Origin of the sequence: Herbaspirillum sp. C7C8 (assembly GCF_022627875.1) — a bacterium.
Classification (GTDB): Bacteria; Pseudomonadota; Gammaproteobacteria; order Burkholderiales; family Burkholderiaceae_D; genus Herbaspirillum.
Genome location: NZ_JABXGG010000001.1, coordinates 19,313 through 35,194 on the forward strand (window position 1 = coordinate 19,313; position 15,882 = coordinate 35,194).

Annotated in this window: 16 protein-coding genes, 1 tRNA gene and 1 pseudogene; 13 read left to right on the top strand and 5 right to left on the bottom strand. The window is 62.3% G+C overall.

From position 1 onward, the window contains the following. Positions 1–47 precede the first annotated feature (47 nt). A complete protein-coding gene (locus HWE01_RS00090) occupies positions 48–1,103 on the bottom strand; it encodes an ABC transporter substrate-binding protein (protein WP_008331074.1) in 1,056 nt (351 codons plus the stop codon). 167 nt (positions 1,104–1,270) lie between these two features. Between HWE01_RS00090 and HWE01_RS00095 the strand changes: the two genes are divergently transcribed. The 13 genes and pseudogenes from HWE01_RS00095 (at position 1,271) to HWE01_RS00155 (ending at position 12,784) form a co-directional block, all read left to right on the top strand. Next, a complete protein-coding gene (locus HWE01_RS00095) occupies positions 1,271–1,942 on the top strand; it encodes a response regulator (RefSeq protein WP_008331081.1) in 672 nt (223 codons plus the stop codon). Next, positions 1,935–3,314, top strand: coding sequence for a sensor histidine kinase (locus tag HWE01_RS00100; RefSeq protein WP_008331083.1), 1,380 nt, complete (start codon positions 1,935–1,937; stop codon positions 3,312–3,314). The genes HWE01_RS00095 and HWE01_RS00100 overlap by 8 nt, the downstream gene beginning before the upstream one ends. A gap of 201 nt (positions 3,315–3,515) precedes the next feature. Beyond that, positions 3,516–4,787, top strand: coding sequence for an ABC transporter substrate-binding protein (locus HWE01_RS00105; protein WP_241820774.1), 1,272 nt, complete (start codon positions 3,516–3,518; stop codon positions 4,785–4,787). A 77-nt stretch (positions 4,788–4,864) separates the two neighbouring features. Then, positions 4,865–5,743 (top strand): carbohydrate ABC transporter permease, encoded by an 879-nt coding sequence (locus HWE01_RS00110; RefSeq protein WP_008331085.1) that lies wholly within the window; start codon positions 4,865–4,867, stop codon positions 5,741–5,743. Continuing rightward, entirely contained in the window at positions 5,731–6,543 is an 813-nt protein-coding gene (locus HWE01_RS00115; RefSeq protein WP_241820775.1) for a carbohydrate ABC transporter permease, read from the top strand. Before HWE01_RS00110 ends, HWE01_RS00115 begins: the two co-directional genes overlap by 13 nt. A 9-nt stretch (positions 6,544–6,552) precedes the next feature. Then, positions 6,553–7,590: an NAD(P)-dependent alcohol dehydrogenase gene (locus HWE01_RS00120; protein WP_241820776.1), complete on the top strand. Its 1,038-nt coding sequence runs from the start codon at positions 6,553–6,555 to the stop codon at positions 7,588–7,590. Between the two features lie 2 nt (positions 7,591–7,592). Beyond that, positions 7,593–8,813, top strand: a complete 1,221-nt coding sequence (locus HWE01_RS00125; protein ID WP_241820777.1) for an ABC transporter ATP-binding protein — start codon at positions 7,593–7,595, stop codon at positions 8,811–8,813. After that, positions 8,749–9,630 (top strand): AraC family transcriptional regulator, encoded by an 882-nt coding sequence (locus HWE01_RS00130; RefSeq protein WP_034350823.1) that lies wholly within the window; start codon positions 8,749–8,751, stop codon positions 9,628–9,630. The genes HWE01_RS00125 and HWE01_RS00130 overlap by 65 nt, the downstream gene beginning before the upstream one ends. A gap of 32 nt (positions 9,631–9,662) precedes the next feature. After that, complete coding sequence (gene xylB / locus HWE01_RS00135; RefSeq protein ID WP_241820778.1) at positions 9,663–11,144, top strand: xylulokinase; 1,482 nt, start codon at positions 9,663–9,665, stop codon at positions 11,142–11,144. Positions 11,145–11,323: 179 nt separating this feature from the next. After that, a complete protein-coding gene (locus tag HWE01_RS00140) occupies positions 11,324–11,659 on the top strand; it encodes a hypothetical protein (protein WP_241820779.1) in 336 nt (111 codons plus the stop codon). Positions 11,660–11,688: 29 nt separating this feature from the next. Beyond that, a complete protein-coding gene (locus HWE01_RS00145) occupies positions 11,689–12,303 on the top strand; it encodes a hypothetical protein (protein ID WP_241820780.1) in 615 nt (204 codons plus the stop codon). Then, positions 12,258–12,509, top strand: a pseudogene (locus HWE01_RS00150) (DUF6708 domain-containing protein); the annotation flags it as partial. The gene HWE01_RS00145 and the pseudogene HWE01_RS00150, both read left to right, overlap by 46 nt. Before the next feature lie 11 nt (positions 12,510–12,520). Then, positions 12,521–12,784, top strand: a complete 264-nt coding sequence (locus HWE01_RS00155; RefSeq protein ID WP_008331097.1) for a PAAR domain-containing protein — start codon at positions 12,521–12,523, stop codon at positions 12,782–12,784. 31 nt (positions 12,785–12,815) lie between these two features. On the opposite strand, the gene HWE01_RS00160 is transcribed toward HWE01_RS00155, so the two are convergent. The 4 genes from HWE01_RS00160 to rnhA all read right to left on the bottom strand — a co-directional run bounded on the left by HWE01_RS00160 (position 12,816) and on the right by rnhA (position 15,820). Beyond that, positions 12,816–14,225, bottom strand: a complete 1,410-nt coding sequence (locus tag HWE01_RS00160; RefSeq protein ID WP_008331100.1) for a DUF2130 domain-containing protein — start codon at positions 14,223–14,225, stop codon at positions 12,816–12,818. A gap of 142 nt (positions 14,226–14,367) precedes the next feature. Further along, positions 14,368–14,442 (bottom strand) — tRNA-Val (locus HWE01_RS00165). Between the two features lie 147 nt (positions 14,443–14,589). Then, on the bottom strand, positions 14,590–15,324 hold the full coding sequence (gene dnaQ / locus HWE01_RS00170) for a DNA polymerase III subunit epsilon (protein ID WP_008331101.1): 735 nt from the start codon (positions 15,322–15,324) through the stop codon (positions 14,590–14,592). Positions 15,325–15,385: 61 nt separating this feature from the next. Then, complete coding sequence (gene rnhA / locus HWE01_RS00175; protein ID WP_241820781.1) at positions 15,386–15,820, bottom strand: ribonuclease HI; 435 nt, start codon at positions 15,818–15,820, stop codon at positions 15,386–15,388. Positions 15,821–15,882 lie beyond the last annotated feature (62 nt).

The following is a 15,882-nucleotide window of genomic DNA, read 5'->3' on the forward strand; positions in this document are numbered from 1 at the left end:
TCCAGCAGCCCGCGAATTCTACGGGGTCTTCATATAGACGGCGCAATTCACTGTGCCGCGTCGACAAACTCGTTGGTATAGGTCTTGGCAAGGTCGATGTTCTTGCCCTTGATGTTGGGATTGAAGCCGGCCATCACCTTGAGCACCTGCTCGGGGCCGCCGGCGGGCATCTTGCCATCAGGCGAATACATCGGCAGCGAGGCCTTGAGCGCCTGCACGTAGATGGCCTTGTTGCCGCCGTAGTAATCCTTGGGCATCTTCTCGGCGATGTCTTCGGCGGAATGGGTCTGGATGTACTTGAGCGTCTTGACGAAGGCGCGCGCCAGCTTCTGCGCCTCGGCCTTGTGGCTGTTCATCCAGGAACGGTGCACATAGACGCTGGAGGCCGGATAGAGTCCGCCCAGCGCGGCCTTGGTGCCCTCCACGGTGCTCATGTCGACCAGCACCTTGGCCGCACCCGAGGCCAGCAGGATGGAGGTGGTCGGTTCAGTGGTCCAGGCCACATCCACGCGCTTCTGCTTCATGGCGGCGATCAGGGTATTGCCGGCACCGACGGGCAGCATCGAGTAATCGCCCGACTTCAGTCCGGCGCGGGCGGCCAGGTATTGCGCCAGGAAACTGGAGGACGAACCCAGCCCGGTCACGCCCAGGGTCCGCCCCTTGAGGTCGGCCATGCTGTGGACACTGTCAGCCAGGTCGGCGCGCACCATCTCCATGCCGCCGGGTACCCGCAGCAGCTGGGTGATGGAGGTCACTTCCTTGCCTTTGCTCTGCAGGTCGATGGAGTGGTCATAGAAACCCACCACCGCCTGCACGGCCCCGGCCAGCAGTTCATTCTCGGCATCGACCCCGGCCGGCTGCGACTGCAGTTCCACGTCCAGGCCTTCGTCCTTGAAGTAGCCCAGGCTTTCGGCCAGCTTGGGCGGCAGGTAAATGAGCTTGTTGATGCCGCCCACCATGATGATGATCTTGTCGGCCGCATGGGCCTGCGGGGCGATCAGGCCGAGCGTGCAGGCGGCCATGGCGCCGATGGTCAAGGCGCGCAGGCTGCGGCGCAATGGGGCCGCGAGCGAACGCGGAAACACAGGGGTGTCGTGACGCATTATGATTGTCTCCATATTTTTTGGGGTGGGATGGTCTGTCGCCATCTTCACTTCTTGTAGACTTGCGGGCCTATTCTAAGAAGCCGAAACCTTCATCCAGCTTTCCAAATTTCGGCTTTTTGCTTTGCAGTGCAACAAAAAGAACGTCAAGAACAAGAGACCAACGCATGAAATTGCTCCTCATCGAAGACAATCCCCAGCTTGCCCACTGGCTGGAGCAGATCCTCAAGGAACACAAGTTCAAGGTCGATATCGCCGCCGATGGCGAGATCGCCGACCAGGTGCTGCGCGACGAGAATTACGATGTCGTGCTGCTGGACCTGATGCTGCCCAAGCTGCACGGCAAGAACGTGCTGCGCCGCCTGCGCGAGCGCCACAACGGTGTGCCGGTGATGATCCTGACGGCCAGCGGCTCCATCGATGAAAAGGTCGAGTGCCTGGGCGCCGGCGCCGATGACTACCTGGTCAAACCCTTCGAGATCCGCGAGCTGGTGGCCCGCATCAAGGTGCTGGTGCGCCGCCAGACACCCGACAAGGCCGCCGAGATTCATTGCGGCGACCTGGTCTATGACAGCAACACGCGCCAGTTCGCCATCGCCGGTGCCACCCTGGCGCTACCGGCACGGGAGCATGACGTACTGGAAGTGCTGATGTTGAAGCAGGGCAAGACCGTATCGAAAACGGCGCTGATGAAGGGTGTCTTCAGTCTTTCCGAAGAGCCCAGCGCGGACGCCATCGAAATCTACATTTCGCGCCTGCGCAAGAAACTGGAACACTCCAGCGCGGCCATCATGACCCTGCGCGGCCTGGGCTATCTGTTGAAGCAGAAAGATGATTGACAGCCTGCGCCTGCGCCTGCTGTGGTGGCTGCTGATCCCGATGGCGGTCTACGTGGGCTTGTCCACCAGCGATGCCTATGACAACGCCGTCTCCAGCGCCACCCTGGTGCAGGACCGCGCGCTGCTGGCGTCGGCCCGCATGATGGCGGGCCAGGTGGGCTGGAATGATGGCGCCCCGGTGGTTTCAATACCGCCTGCCGCACTGGAACTGTTTGCCTCGCCGGCCCAGGATGCGGTGTATTACCAGGTGCGCATGGATGATGACACGCTCCTGGCCGGTCGCCCGGACTTCCCCGTCCGGCCTGACTTTGCGGCGCTCTATCCGGTCTATGCCACGACCACCTTCGAAGGCAAGCCGCTGCGCGTGGTCAGCTACATCCGCGCGCTGTTCGACGAAGGCACGCTGCGCATGGTGGCCGTGTCGGTGGGCCAGACCATGCAGGGACGCCAGGAAATGATCGCCGACCAGTGGCATGCCTCGCTGCGTCGTCAGATCGTGCTGCTGTTGCTGGCCATCAGCCTGGTGGTGCTGGGCCTGACGATGGAACTGCGCCCCCTGCTGGCGCTCAAGGATGAACTGACCACGCGCGAGCCGGACTCACTCACGCCGCTGCGTGCCGGCGCTCTGCAGCAGGAATTGCGGCCCATCGTGGAAGCCATCAACCAGTACATCTTCCGCCTCAATGCCCAGGTGACGGTGCAGAAGCGCTTCGTGGCCGATGCCGCGCATCAGTTGCGCACGCCCCTGGCGGTGATCGATTCACAGATCCAGTTCGCCCGCCAGCTGGACGATCCGGCGCGGGTCAAGGAAGTGCTGGCCGCGCTGCAGGACAGCAGCCGCAGCATGACCGACCTGACCAACAAACTCTTGCTGCTCTCGCAGGCCGAAGCCTCCAACAGCATCGCCTTCCCGCGCGCGCCGGTGGACCTGATGGCGGTGGCGGCCATGGTGCTGGAAGAACTGGCCGGGCTGGCCCTGAAGAAGGGCATCGATCTCGGGCTGGAGAGCACGCTGGAAAGCGCCATGGTCAACGGCAACGAGGCGCAATTGATGGGTCTGTTCATGAACCTGATCGACAATGCCCTGCGCTATACGCCGCCGGGCGGCAAGGTCACGGTGGGGCTGGCACACAGGCGTGGCCAGGTCGTCATCACCGTCACCGACAATGGCCCCGGCATTGCGGCCGAGGTGCGCGAACGCGTCTTCGAACGCTTCTATCGCAATGCCGCGCCGGACCAGCCGGGCTCCGGACTGGGACTGGCCATCGTGCGCGAGATCGTGCAGGCTTCGCAGGGATCGATCCGGCTCGACGCGCCGGCCGGGGGGAGCGGGCTGGTGGCGACCGTGAGCCTGCCGGCATTGGAAAGCTGACGCCTCGGCGCGCAGCAATACAAAAGCGCGCAGCGCCCAATACAAACGATCAAAAAGTATCAGCCCGCGGCACGCTTTTGGCGTGGAGCGGCGCGCCCTGCCCTCGTACTCTTGCTCCTGCCCTCAAGGCAAATGGGGCTGCGCAGTGTCCCCCGCTGCACCGGCACCCGCCTGAACGATAAAAAAACCAGGAGACAAACCGTGAACAAGATCCGCTTGGGCGCCGCGTGCGCCGTCCTTGGCGCTGCCCTGCCCTTGATGGCATCGGCGCAGTCCTGCAATGTCCCCGTGCTGAAGGTGCTGGCGCAGAAGAGCCTGGGCCTGACCGTGATGGAAAAATCGCTGGCCGATTACCAGAAGCGCACCGGCACCCGCATCGAGATCAGCTACTTCGGCGAGAACGACCGGCGCGCCAAGTCGCGCCTGGATGCCTCCACCAAGGCCGGTTCCTACCAGGTGTATTACGTCGACGAAGCCAACGTGGCCGAGTTTGCCTCGGCGGGCTGGATCGTGCCGCTGTTGAAGTATTTCCCCAAGGACGCCGACTACCAGGACTTCCTGCCCGGTCGCCGCGCCGTGGCCAGTTACAAGGACGTGGCGTATTTCGCACCGCTGATCGGGGGCTCGGACTTTCTCTTCTATCGTCGCGACCTGCTGGAAAAAGCCGGGCTGCCAGTGCCACGCACGCTGGACGAACTGGTGGCCGACATCAAGAAACTGCATTCTCCCCCGAACGTCTATGGCTGGGTGGCACGCGGCCAGCGCGGCTCGGGGATGAACGTCTGGCGCTGGGCGCCCTTCATGCTGGCGCAGGGCGGCCAGTGGACCGACAGGAACAACCAGCCGGCCTTCAACTCGCCCGCTGCGGTCAAGGCCACGCAACTCTATGCCGAACTGTTCAAGTACGCGCCCCCGGGCGCGGCTACCTATGACTGGAGCAATGCACTGGAAGCCTTCCGCTCCGGCAAGGTGGCCTTCATGATCGAGTCCACGCCCTTCGCCGACTGGATGGAGGACAGCAGCAAATCCAGCGTGGCCGACAAGGTCGGCTATGCGCGTCCGCCCGCACCGCTGCCTTCGGCCGCCTATGGCCACGGGCTGGCCATTTCCGCCGTCGGCGCCAAGGATGAGTGCACCCGCCAGGCGGCGGGCAAATTCATCGCCTTTGCTACCGGCAAGGAACAGGAACAGGCCCGTCTGCGCGAAAAGGTCTTCAGCGACTACAATCGCACCAGCACCATCCAGAGCGATTACTTCCAACAGCACGTCAAGCCGCAAATCCTCGCCGGCCTGAAGGACACCACGCCGGTCTCCAGGCTGACCATCTGGCCCAGCCCGCAATGGCCGGACATCGGCGACAACCTCGGCGTGACGCTGGAAGAAATCTTCACCGGTACCCGCAAGGATATTCCGCGCGCCCTGGACGAAGCCGCGCAGTATGCGCAGGACGCGATGGAACACGCGCGTAAATAATTTACTTCATTCAATCGCGTTACACGCTGCAGCCGCCCTATTCCCTTGCCGGACCAGGGCGGATTCCGGAGTCCTGCATGTTCAATCGTGGAAAGACCTCGCTGCCCTACCTGTTCCTCGGCCCCTCACTGTTGGTGATGCTGGTGCTGGGGCTGGTGCCGACGGTGGCGGCGATCAACCTGGCGCTGAAAAATCGCGTGCTGCGCTATCCCGACAGTGACTATGTCTGGCTGCGCAACATCGAGCGGCTGATGTCGGACCGGCGCTTCCTCAACGCCATCGAAGTCTCGGCCATCTGGGAAGTGGTCACCGTACTGGGTGCGGTGGCGCTCGGCATCCTCATCGCCATCTACCTGTTCGAAAACGTCCATGGCAAATGGCGCCAGGCCATGTGCGTGCTGCTGATCACGCCGGTGCTGCTGCCGCGCGTGTCGGCCGCCTTCATCTGGAAGTTCATGTATTCGCCGCTGACCGGCATCCTGGGCTGGCTGCTGGGGCTGGTGGGCATCCATGACACGGCCTTCCTGTCGGACCCGGTGCTGGCGCTCTATGCGGTGGCCGCCGTGGATATCTGGCAGTGGGGACTGTTCTTCGCCGTGATCGTATTGAAGCTGCTGGAAACCTTGCCTCCCGAACCGCTGGAAGCGGCCCGGCTCGATCATGCGCGCACCTGGCAGGTGTATGCCTATATCGCCCTGCCGATGTTGAAGGCCCCGCTCATCAGCCTGGTCTTCATCAAGATGGTGGAATCGCTGCGCTCCTTCGACCTGATTTACGTGATGACCAAGGGTGGACCGGGCGTGGCCACCGAGACGCTGGACATGTATGCCTATGCACAAGGCATCGGACTCTCGGGCAAGGTCTCCTATGCCTCCACCATGGCGGTGCTGATGATGGTGGCGACCACACTGATCTTTACCCTGATCTGGAAACGGGTGAGCCAATGGGAAGACTGATCACACGCTGCGCCATCTGGGGCGTGGGCATCCTGCTGGTGCTGGTGGCGGTGTTTCCGCTGTTGTGGGCGCTGCTCAATTCCTTGAAGACCTTGCTGGACATCGTCACACCGACGCCGCGCTTCATCTTCACACCCACGCTGGAAAACTATCGCCAGGTCATCGGCAGCCCGGAAGTGCTGGTGGGCCTGAGCAACAGCATCGTCATCGTCGGCAGCGCCGTGCTGCTGGGTACGCTCATGGGCGTACCGGCGGCCTACGTGATTGCGCGCTACCACGTGCCGGGCAAGCGCGACATCCAGTTCTTCCTGCTCTCGCTGCGCTTTCTGCCGCCGGTGGCGGTGGCCATTCCGCTCATTGCGATCTGGGTCGATCTGGGACTGTATGACACGCGTTTCTCGATGATCGTGACCTACCTCCTGACCACGCTCTCGACCATCACCTGGCTCTCGATTCCGGTATTCCAGCGCATGCCGCGCGAGATTGAAGAAGCCGCCACCCTCGATGGCTACGGCCCCTACGCGGTGTTCTGGAAGATCGCCCTGCCCAACTGCGCCGGCACCTTGCTGGGCGGGATCATCTTCAGCTTCGTGCTGGTCTGGAACGAACTGATGATCGCCCTGGCGCTGACCTCCTCCAACAGCGCCACCCTGCCGGTGGTGGCCTCGGCCTTTACCTCCATGGGGCAGGAAGTGCCGTGGGGCGTGATCAACGCTTCCACCGTCTTGCTGGCGCTGCCGCCCCTGATCTTTGTCGGCGTATTGAGCCGGCTGTTGAATTCCATCCTCACCGGAAAATAAGGAGACCCCATGCAAGCCCTCGTACTCGAAGCCACGCGCGAACTGGCTCTGCGCGACATCGACCTGCCCCAGGAGCTCGGCCCGCAGGATGTGCGCATCCGCATCCATACCGTAGGCATCTGCGGCAGCGACCTGCACTACTACACCCATGGCCGCATCGGCCCCTTCAAGGTGGACGCGCCCATGGTACTGGGACACGAAGCCTCGGGCACCATCACCGAGGTCGGCAGCGAAGTCAGCCAGATCAAGGTCGGCGACCGTGTCTGCATGGAGCCGGGCATCCCGCGCCTGGATTCGCCGGCCACCCTGCGCGGCCTGTACAACCTCGATCCCGCCGTGCGCTTCTGGGCCACCCCGCCCATCCACGGCTGCCTCACCGGCAGCGTGGTGCATCCGGCGGCGTTCACCTACCGGCTGCCGGACAATGTCAGCTTTGCCGAAGGTGCCATCGTCGAACCCTTGTCCATCGGCCTGCAAGCCGCTACCAAGGCACGCATGAAACCGGGCGACACCGCCGTGGTGATCGGTGCCGGCACCATCGGCGCCATGACCGCGCTGGCCGCCCTGGCCGGGGGCGCGGCGCGCGTGATCCTGGCCGATGTGGTGGCGCAGAAGCTGGCGCATTTCGCGCACAATCCGGCCGTCATCACGGTGGATGTGACACGGCAGGCGCTGAGCGATGTGGTACGGCAAGTTACCGAGGGCTGGGGTGCCGATGTGGTCTTCGAAGCCTCGGGCCATGCCGGGGTCTACCAGACCCTGCTGGACCTGGTCTGCCCGGGCGGCTGCGCGGTACTGGTCGGCATGCCGCCGGAACCGGTGGCGCTGGATGTGGTGAGCATGCAGACCAAGGAAGTACGACTGGAATCAGTGTTCCGCTATGCCAACATCTTCCCGCGCGCACTGGCCCTGCTGAGCTCGGGAATGATCGATGTGAAGCCTTTCATTTCACGCAGCTTCCCCTTCTCGCAGGGGATTGAGGCTTTCGAGGAAGCCGCGCGCGCTCATCCGCAGGATGTGAAGATCCAGATCGAAATGGAAGGCTGACCATGGCTGACATCCACTGCCAGGGCCTCTCCAAGCATTACGCCGGCGGCCCGCCGGTGCTGCATCCGCTGGACTTGCGTATCGGCGACGGTCAATTCGTGGTCCTGCTCGGCCCCTCCGGCTGCGGCAAATCCACCATGCTGCGCATGATCGCGGGGCTGGAAGAAATCAGCGGCGGCACACTCTCCATCGGTGGCCAGGTGGTCAACGACCTGCCCGCGCGTGAGCGCAACGTGGCCATGGTGTTCCAGAACTATGCGCTCTATCCGCACATGAACGTCTATGACAATATCGCCTTTGGCCTGCGGCGCTTGAAGCGCCCGGCGGATGAAATCGATCGCCGCGTACGCGAGGTGGCTGCCATGCTCAATCTCGAGACCCTGCTCGACCGCAAGCCGCGAGCCATGTCCGGCGGACAGCAGCAGCGTGCCGCGATTGCGCGCGCCATCATCAAGACGCCCTCGGTGTTCCTCTTCGATGAGCCGCTCTCCAATCTCGATGCCAAACTGCGCGCCCAGTTGCGCGGCGACATCAAGCGCCTGCACCAGCGCCTGCGCACCACCACCGTCTACGTCACCCATGACCAGCTCGAAGCGATGACCCTGGCCGATCGCGTCATCCTCATGCACGGCGGCCGCATCGTGCAGGCAGGCTCACCGGCCGAGCTGTACCGTTATCCACGTACGCTCTTTGCGGCGGGCTTCATCGGCACGCCCGCCATGAACTTCCTCGATGGCGTGGTCGAACGGGACGACGCCGTGCTGGCCGTACGCTGTGAAGAGCGGCGCTGGATTCTTCAGAATGAAAGGTTTTCACGCCTCACGCCGGGAATGACGGTAAAGTTGGCGGTACGTCCTGACTACGTCCGCATTGCCGACGAGCGGGAAGCCATCCGCAGCCTGAACTGCCCGGTCAGTGTGGAACTGGTGGAGATCCTGGGAGCCGATGCGCTCCTGACCACCCGCTTCGGTCAACAGACGCTGACCGCCCTGGTGAGCGCACAGCACCTGCCGCAGGCAGGCGAGCGCCTGCACCTGGCCTTCGATGAGCAGGCGCTGCATGTGTTCGATGTACAAAGCGGAGAGAACCTGTCGCTGCCCGCAGCCGCCTGCGCGGCCAGCGGGCATGATGACGGCCCGCATGGCAAGGAGACCAAGCATGAGTCCGGATCTGGAGCTGGTGCATACACGCCAGGACGAATCGTTCAGGGCCTGGGTGCATGACTACCCGCACACGGTGGCCAAGTGGCATTTCCATCCCGAATACGAAGTCCACATCATCACCGCCTCCAGCGGCAAGTTCTTCGTGGGCGACTTCATCGGCGACTTCGCCCCCGGCAACCTGGTGCTGACCGGCCCCAACCTGCCGCACAACTGGGTCAGCAATCTCGGTGCGGGCCAGCAGGTGGCCGCGCGCGACCTGGTACTGCAATTCTCGCGCTCCTTCGCCGACCGCATGCTGGGGGCCATCCCGGAGCTCTCGCCCTTGCAGGATCTGCTGGAGGGGGCGGCGCGCGGCTTGCAGTTTCCTGATGCCCTGGGCAGGTCGATCATCCCGCTGATGCGGGACCTGGCACAGGCCAATGGCGCGCGCCGTGTGGTGCTGATGATGAGCGTGCTGGAACAGCTGGCCTCCTGCCGCGAACGCAGACCACTGGCCGGACCGGGCTACGATCTGGATGCCCAGCGCCACATGTCCTCCACCATCAACCAGGTGCTCTCCTGCATCCGCCAGAACCTGGGCGGCAATCTGCGCGAGAGCGACGTGGCCGAACTGGCCGGCATGAGCGTGAGCAGCTTTACCCGCTTCTTCAAGCGTCATACGGGCTGCACCTTCATCCAGTACCAGAATGGCCTGCGTCTGAACGAAGCCTGCGAACTGCTCATGTGCACCGCACTGAGCGTGACCGAGGTGTGCTACCGGGTCGGATTCAACAATCTCTCCAATTTCAACCGCCAGTTCCTGGCCCACAAGGGCATGCCGCCCTCGCGCTTTCGTGCGCTGCACCGGCTCAACGACGACGTCCGGGCAGTTGCGTAAAGCCCATCCACGTGTACGCAAAGGAAAACGATTTGAGCTATCTCGGCATCGACCTCGGCACTTCCGAAGTCAAGCTCGTCCTCACCGACGACGCCTCCCAAGTCATCGCCACCAGCAGCGCCCGGCTGCGCGTGGACAATCCGCATCCGCTGTGGTCCGAGCAGGCTCCGCAGGCGTGGTGGAATGCCACCCTGGACGCCATCGCCGCACTGCGCAGCCAGGCTCCGCAGGACTTCCGGGCACTGCGCGGCATTGGCATCTCCGGCCAGATGCACGGGGCCACGCTGCTGGACCGCAACGGCAACGTACTGCGTCCGGCCATCCTGTGGAACGACATGCGCGCGCATGCCGAATGCGTGGAGCTGGAAGCCCTGGTACCCGACGCGCCGACGATCACGGGCAACCGAGCCATGCCGGGATTGACGGCACCCAAACTGTTGTGGCTGTCGAAATACGAAGCTGCGGTGTACCGCGCCATCGACAAGGTCCTGCTGCCCAAGGATTACCTGGGCTGGAAGCTGACGGGTGAATTCGTCTCCGAGATGTCGGACGCGGCCGGAACGCTGTGGCTGGATGTCGCCCGACGTGACTGGTCCGATCGCATGCTGGCCGCCACCGGGCTGGATCGCAGCCACATGCCGCGCCTGGTCGAAGGCAGTGACGTGGCCGGGCATCTGCGTGAAGAGTTGCGGCGCGAGTGGGGTCTGAGCGGCCCGGTCGTGGTGGCCGGTGGTGCCGGGGACAACGCCGCCAGCGCGGTGGGCATCGGCGTGATCGAGGCGAGCGATGCCTTCCTGTCACTGGGCAGTTCGGGCGTCCTGTTTGCCGCCACGGCGCGACATGCGCCCAATCCACAGCAGGGTGTGCATGCGTTCTGCCACTGCCTGCCGGGGCAATGGCACCAGATGAGCGTGATCCTGTCGGCGGCGGCCAGCCTGCATTGGCTCGCAGGCGTGACCGGGCAGCCCGTGGCCACGCTGGTGGCGGGCGCGGCGCAACTGACGGCGATACAGCAGGCGCAGGCGCCGCTGTTCCTGCCCTATCTGAACGGCGAGCGTACGCCGCACAATGATGCGACGGCCAAGGGCGTGCTGTTCGGCATGACACCGGCGCATGACAGTGCACACCTGGCCTATGCGGTGATGGAAGGGGTGGCCTTTGCGATGGCCGATGGCTATGCGGCTTTGCAGGCGGCAGGTACGCTTCTCAAGAGTGCAGCCCTGGTCGGCGGCGGGTCGCGCAGTGCGTTCTGGGGGGAATTGTGTGCGACGGCCTTGGGCATTGCACTGCGGCGACATGCGGGGGCGGAGGTGGGGGCGGCCATGGGCGCGGCCAGGTTGGCGAGGTTGGCCGATACCGGTGAAGAGGCGGGCCGCGTGTGCGTGGCGCCCGAGGTACTGGAGTGGTACCGGCCCGACTCGGCAAGGCAGGCACAACTTCAGCGCAGGCTGACACAATACCGGCGTCTCTATCGCGGTCTTGCAGACGAATTCATCGCCTTCTCGCAGTCCTGATGTTGGCTGATGGCTGAGCTCCCATCTACTCCGCGACAAAAATAAAACCACAGCATTTATCAAAGAAATTCAACAGACTTCATGCAGGTCCTCGGGCAACATCTGCGCTTCCCGATGCGGCCTGCTGAGGTCTTCTGCGCCTTCTTCGGGACATTCATTTTTCCCGCAGAAGGACACGCATGCACGCCAGTACCACCCGCTGGGACAAGCTCACCCGGCAGCGCCAGCACCATCGCATCCTGCAACTCTCTTTCGTCAATGACGACGCTCCCGACGCCGAACTGCTGATCAATCGCCTTGAGGCCAGCGAGGCGCTCAGCCGCGATTACGCTTACACGCTGGAACTGCTGAGCAACGATGCCGGCGAGCTGGTGCGGGCCTATTGTGTCGATATTTCCCACACCCCAGCCGACCCGGCCGGCAATTTCTGGATAGGCTGGTCCAATGTGCAGTGGACCAAGACCCTGATCAAGAAAGTCAGTGAAGCGGGTTGGCGCAGGTTCATCTTCAGTTGATGTCAGGGGTTGCCATCAAGGTCAGCAACATGAGCAGTGTCGATGTGGCGAGATGGGCAATCGCACAAGCGAAAGAGCAAGGCATCAAACTGGAGACGGCGCGACAGCAGACCCGAACCGATGCACGCAAGGAAGCCGGCAGAGCAGTCAAGCAAGCCAAGGTGCAGAAGCACTTCGCCTATGAACTGGATATCGCCAGACTGGAGAAGGAGGGACGCATCGTGCCGGGGACCACCAAGGGGATTGGACTTCCGGGTGTCGCGATGACGCAGAAGTGGCTTGGCTCCGGATCGCCTCGAGACTTCAGGCTCGGTGTTGCGACCATGATCGTGCAGATGGTGGCGCTGAATTTTGCGATGAAGGATCTGGCGGGCAATGATCAGTTCAATCAGGTCGAGACGCGATTCAAAGCGACGCTGGCAGTCGTCAGTCTAGCGGCGACTATTGTAGAAACAGCAGCGATTAGCGTTGAGAAATCGGTGGAGCATCCATTGGGTGCGTTTATTCGAAAGCAGTGGGCAGCGAGTTACGGACGTGCTGCCAAGATCGTCTTCCATGCTCGGGTGACCGGATTAATCGCAGGGCTTTTTGCAGCGGGATGGTACTCTGGACCTGCCGCGATCCAATCTGGCCTGACACGGTAGCCAAAGTCAGCGTCATTGAGCCTGACGATCCATTCGATCAACCGTCCTGGAACACTCCCGTGGGTTGGGCAGAAACTATCCACGCTATTGATCGTGGCGAATATCCCGATGGCGATAAACGAGAAATGAAAAACTGGTCTGGCGAAAAGAATCCTGCTCTTAACGCTCTACTTTGGGCGAAAGACATCCCTCCCCCAACAAGATAATGAAAGCGCCCATGAAAGACCATCAAGGCCGAGCCGTGATCCGCCTCGGCGACAAAACCTCCCACGGCGGCGAAGTCATTTCCGCCTGCGACTCGCTCAAAGCCATGGGCAAAGCCGTCGCACTCGAAGCAGACATGACATTCTGCCCCAAGTGCAAGGGCCAGTTCGCCATCCAGCCCGGTGGCGGCGGCAGCACCCGCAAGCATCATGGCAAGCAGGTGGCCTATCACGGAGATACCACCGCCTGCGGTGCCACCCTGATCGCTTCACTGTAAAAAGCTGAAGCTGTCACCAGCAACCAGACCATCATTGCCCGTCGTCAGACTGCTCCTTCTTGAGCTCCGCAAACTTGGCCGCCATGGTTGGATTGCCCCGCGTCAATCGCTTGATGGTCACATCCTGCGCCTTGTCATTGGCCAGACGCAGGTTGCGGTCAGTACCGAGCAGGGCTTCCTTGGTCTTCTGCAAGTGGTCGATGGATTTGTCGATCTCGTCGATGGCCGTCTGGAAGCGGCGCGAGGCCAGGTCGTAGTTCTTGGCGAAGGCCGCCTTGAAGGTGTCCAGCTCGGATTCGAAGTTGGTGATGTCGATGTTCTGCGCCTTCACCAGCGCCAGCTCGGTCTTGTATTTCAGCGAGTTGAGCGCAGCATTGCGCAGCAACGTGATGATGGGAATGAAGAACTGCGGACGTACCACGTACATCTTCGGATAGCGGTGGAAGACATCCACGATCCCGGTGTTGTACAGCTCGCTCTCCGGCTCCAGCATCGAAACCAGGACGGCGTATTCGCAGCCCTTCTCCTGACGGTCCTTGTCCAGTTCCTTGAGGAAGTCTTCATTGCGATTCTTGGTGGCGGTGTGATCGTTCTCATTCTTCATCTCGAACATGATGGAGACAATCTCGGTGCCGGCTTCATCCGTATCACGGAAGATGTAGTCACCCTTGCTGCCGCTGCGCGCATCGTTGTCCTTCTCGAAATACGCGCGCGGGAAGGCGGTGGCGCGGATACGGTTGAACTCGGTTTCGCAATGCTGCTCCAGCGTCTCGCCGACCATCTTGGTCGATAGCCGCGCCTTCATGTCGCGCAGGCGCTCGATCATGTCTTCGCGGTCCTTGAGCTGGGTCTCGTATTTGTCCTTGAGTGATTTCTCGGCCAGCTGTTTTTCCAGCTCGGCGCGCATCAGGTTGTTCCTGAGTTCGTCGCGCTCCTTCTCCACCACGCCGACGGCCTCGTTCACGGCCAGCTTCTGGGTCAGCGCGATGGAATCCATCTTCGCTTTCAATGCCTGGATCTCGGCATCCTTCTCACTGACGGTCTGCTGCAATTGCCGGGCGAGGCGAGCCTCGGCCAATTGCTGGTCGGCGAGCTTTTCTTTTCTGGCCTGTTCGAGTTCATTGGCCAGCTTGTCCCGCTCGCGCTCGACATTGGCCATGGCTTCGGCCACGGCCATCTTCTGCGCCATTTCACCGGCTTCCAGTCTTGCCTTCAATTCCTGGATCTCGGCATCGCGCGCTGCCGCGGCCTTCTGCAATTGCGCCTCGGCCTTGGCGCTCGCCAGCGCGATGGCGTTGCGCTTGTCCTGCTCGGCCAGCTCCAGGCGCTCGTGCAATTGCTGCTCGAAGGCACTGTCGCGCACTTGCGAGAGGATGTCGGCATAGCCGGCCTCATCGATCTTGAAGGCTTTGCCGCAGTGGGGGCAGATGATGTCGTGCATGGATGCTCGGGTCCTGTTCTTGTCAGATGACCGCTAGCTTAACGGATCGCGCCCGCGGTGCAGAGAGAGAAAACGAGGAAAGAAAATCGGCAGGAAAGGCAGGAATGCAAAAAGCCCGCACAAGGCGGGCTTTTCTGAATTTTGGTGGAAAGTGCAAGGTTTGAACTTGCGACCCCTGCAGTGTGAATGCAGTGCTCTACCACTGAGCTAACCTTCCGTACCTGACTGGCTTGTTGCTACTGAACCAATCGAGAAGCGAGATTATGCCAACGTTTTTCGACCTGTGCAAGTGCTTCGTAAATAATTCTTCATTTTTTATCGAAAGCGCTGCCGGATGACGACAAAGACCTGACCAACATCAGCCTCACGCCGCTTCAGCGGCCGCCTCCGGTGGCGGCGGTTCGAAGCGCCACACACAGCTGCCGCGCGCTTCCTTGTCAAGCTGGTTGAGCACGTCTTCATGCAGGCCCAGTTCTTCCTCGCTGGCCGTCACCACGATCACTTCGGCCAGCGGCGCCAGCTCCAGCTTGCCCTCGCCTTCACTGACCTCTTCCTCGGCACCCAGATCCATGGTCAGCGAGTTCTGCCCGCGCGTCATCGACAGATACACTTCGGCCAGCAACTCCGCATCCAGCAGCGCACCGTGCAGCACGCGATGGGCGTTGGAGATGCCGTAGCGGTCGCACAGCGCATCAAGCGAATTGCGACGGCCCGGGTGCAGTTCCTTGGCCATCTGCAAGGAGTCCACCACATCGGCCACGTGCTCCTTGAACGGCGGCAGGCCCAGCAAGGCCAGCTCCGCATCCAGGAAGCCGACGTCGAAGGGCGCATTGTGGATGATGATCTGCGCACCACGCACATAGTCCAGGAACTCGGCGGCAATCTGCTTGAAGGTCGGCTTGTCGGCCAGGAACTCGGTGGTCAGGCCGTGCACGGCCAGCGCGCCTTCTTCGGAGTCGCGCTCGGGATTGATGTAGAAGTGAAGATTCTTGCCCGAAAGCTGGCGATTGAGCACCTCCACACAGCCGATTTCCAGGATGCGGTTGCCGTTGCGCGGCGAAAGGCCCGTGGTTTCGGTATCGAGGATGATCTGACGCATGCTTGCTCCTGCTGATGTTGATGCTGCTAAAACACTGATATGAAAGAAAAAACCGCCCCGCTCAGCCTATGCTGTCCACGCCGCGATTGGCCAACTGGTCGGCGCGCTCGTTGCCGGCGTGGCCATTGTGCCCGCGCACCCAGCGCCACTCGACCTGGTGCTGCTGCTGGGCGGCGTCCAGCGCCTGCCACAAGTCGGCATTCTTGACCGGCTCCTTGCTGGCGGTCTTCCAGCCGCGCGCCTTCCAGCCGTGGATCCACTCGCTGATGCCCTTCTGCACATACTGGCTGTCGGTATGCACCACCACTTCGCAGGGGCGCTTCAAGGCATTGAGCGCCTGGATCACCGCCATCAGCTCCATGCGGTTGTTGGTGGTGTCGGGCTCGCCACCGAAGATTTCCTTCTCCTTGCCACCGGCCACCAGCAACGCGCCCCAGCCGCCACGGCCAGGATTGCCCTTGCAGGCACCATCGGAATAGATCTCTACTTTGTCCATACTCTTCACTTCAATCGGTTTGCCCATGCACATTGGCGCATGATAAGCGGGCCGCGATGATA

Excerpts from the sequence above, each read along its gene's own strand:
- HWE01_RS00090 (WP_008331074.1), bottom strand. The coding sequence starts at position 1,103 with ATGCGTCACGACACCCCTGTGTTTCCGCGTTCGCTCGCGGCCCCATTG.
- HWE01_RS00160 (WP_008331100.1), bottom strand. The coding sequence starts at position 14,225 with ATGCACGACATCATCTGCCCCCACTGCGGCAAAGCCTTCAAGATCGAT.
- dnaQ (WP_008331101.1), bottom strand. The coding sequence starts at position 15,324 with ATGCGTCAGATCATCCTCGATACCGAAACCACGGGCCTTTCGCCGCGC.
- HWE01_RS00100 (WP_008331083.1), top strand. The coding sequence starts at position 1,935 with ATGATTGACAGCCTGCGCCTGCGCCTGCTGTGGTGGCTGCTGATCCCG.
- HWE01_RS00125 (WP_241820777.1), top strand. The coding sequence starts at position 7,593 with ATGGCTGACATCCACTGCCAGGGCCTCTCCAAGCATTACGCCGGCGGC.
- HWE01_RS00120 (WP_241820776.1), top strand. The coding sequence starts at position 6,553 with ATGCAAGCCCTCGTACTCGAAGCCACGCGCGAACTGGCTCTGCGCGAC.
- HWE01_RS00110 (WP_008331085.1), top strand. The coding sequence starts at position 4,865 with ATGTTCAATCGTGGAAAGACCTCGCTGCCCTACCTGTTCCTCGGCCCC.
- HWE01_RS00145 (WP_241820780.1), top strand. The coding sequence starts at position 11,689 with ATGAGCAGTGTCGATGTGGCGAGATGGGCAATCGCACAAGCGAAAGAG.
- HWE01_RS00130 (WP_034350823.1), top strand. The coding sequence starts at position 8,749 with ATGAGTCCGGATCTGGAGCTGGTGCATACACGCCAGGACGAATCGTTC.
- rnhA (WP_241820781.1), bottom strand. The coding sequence starts at position 15,820 with ATGGACAAAGTAGAGATCTATTCCGATGGTGCCTGCAAGGGCAATCCT.
- HWE01_RS00155 (WP_008331097.1), top strand. The coding sequence starts at position 12,521 with ATGAAAGACCATCAAGGCCGAGCCGTGATCCGCCTCGGCGACAAAACC.
- HWE01_RS00140 (WP_241820779.1), top strand. The coding sequence starts at position 11,324 with ATGCACGCCAGTACCACCCGCTGGGACAAGCTCACCCGGCAGCGCCAG.
- HWE01_RS00115 (WP_241820775.1), top strand. The coding sequence starts at position 5,731 with ATGGGAAGACTGATCACACGCTGCGCCATCTGGGGCGTGGGCATCCTG.
- HWE01_RS00095 (WP_008331081.1), top strand. The coding sequence starts at position 1,271 with ATGAAATTGCTCCTCATCGAAGACAATCCCCAGCTTGCCCACTGGCTG.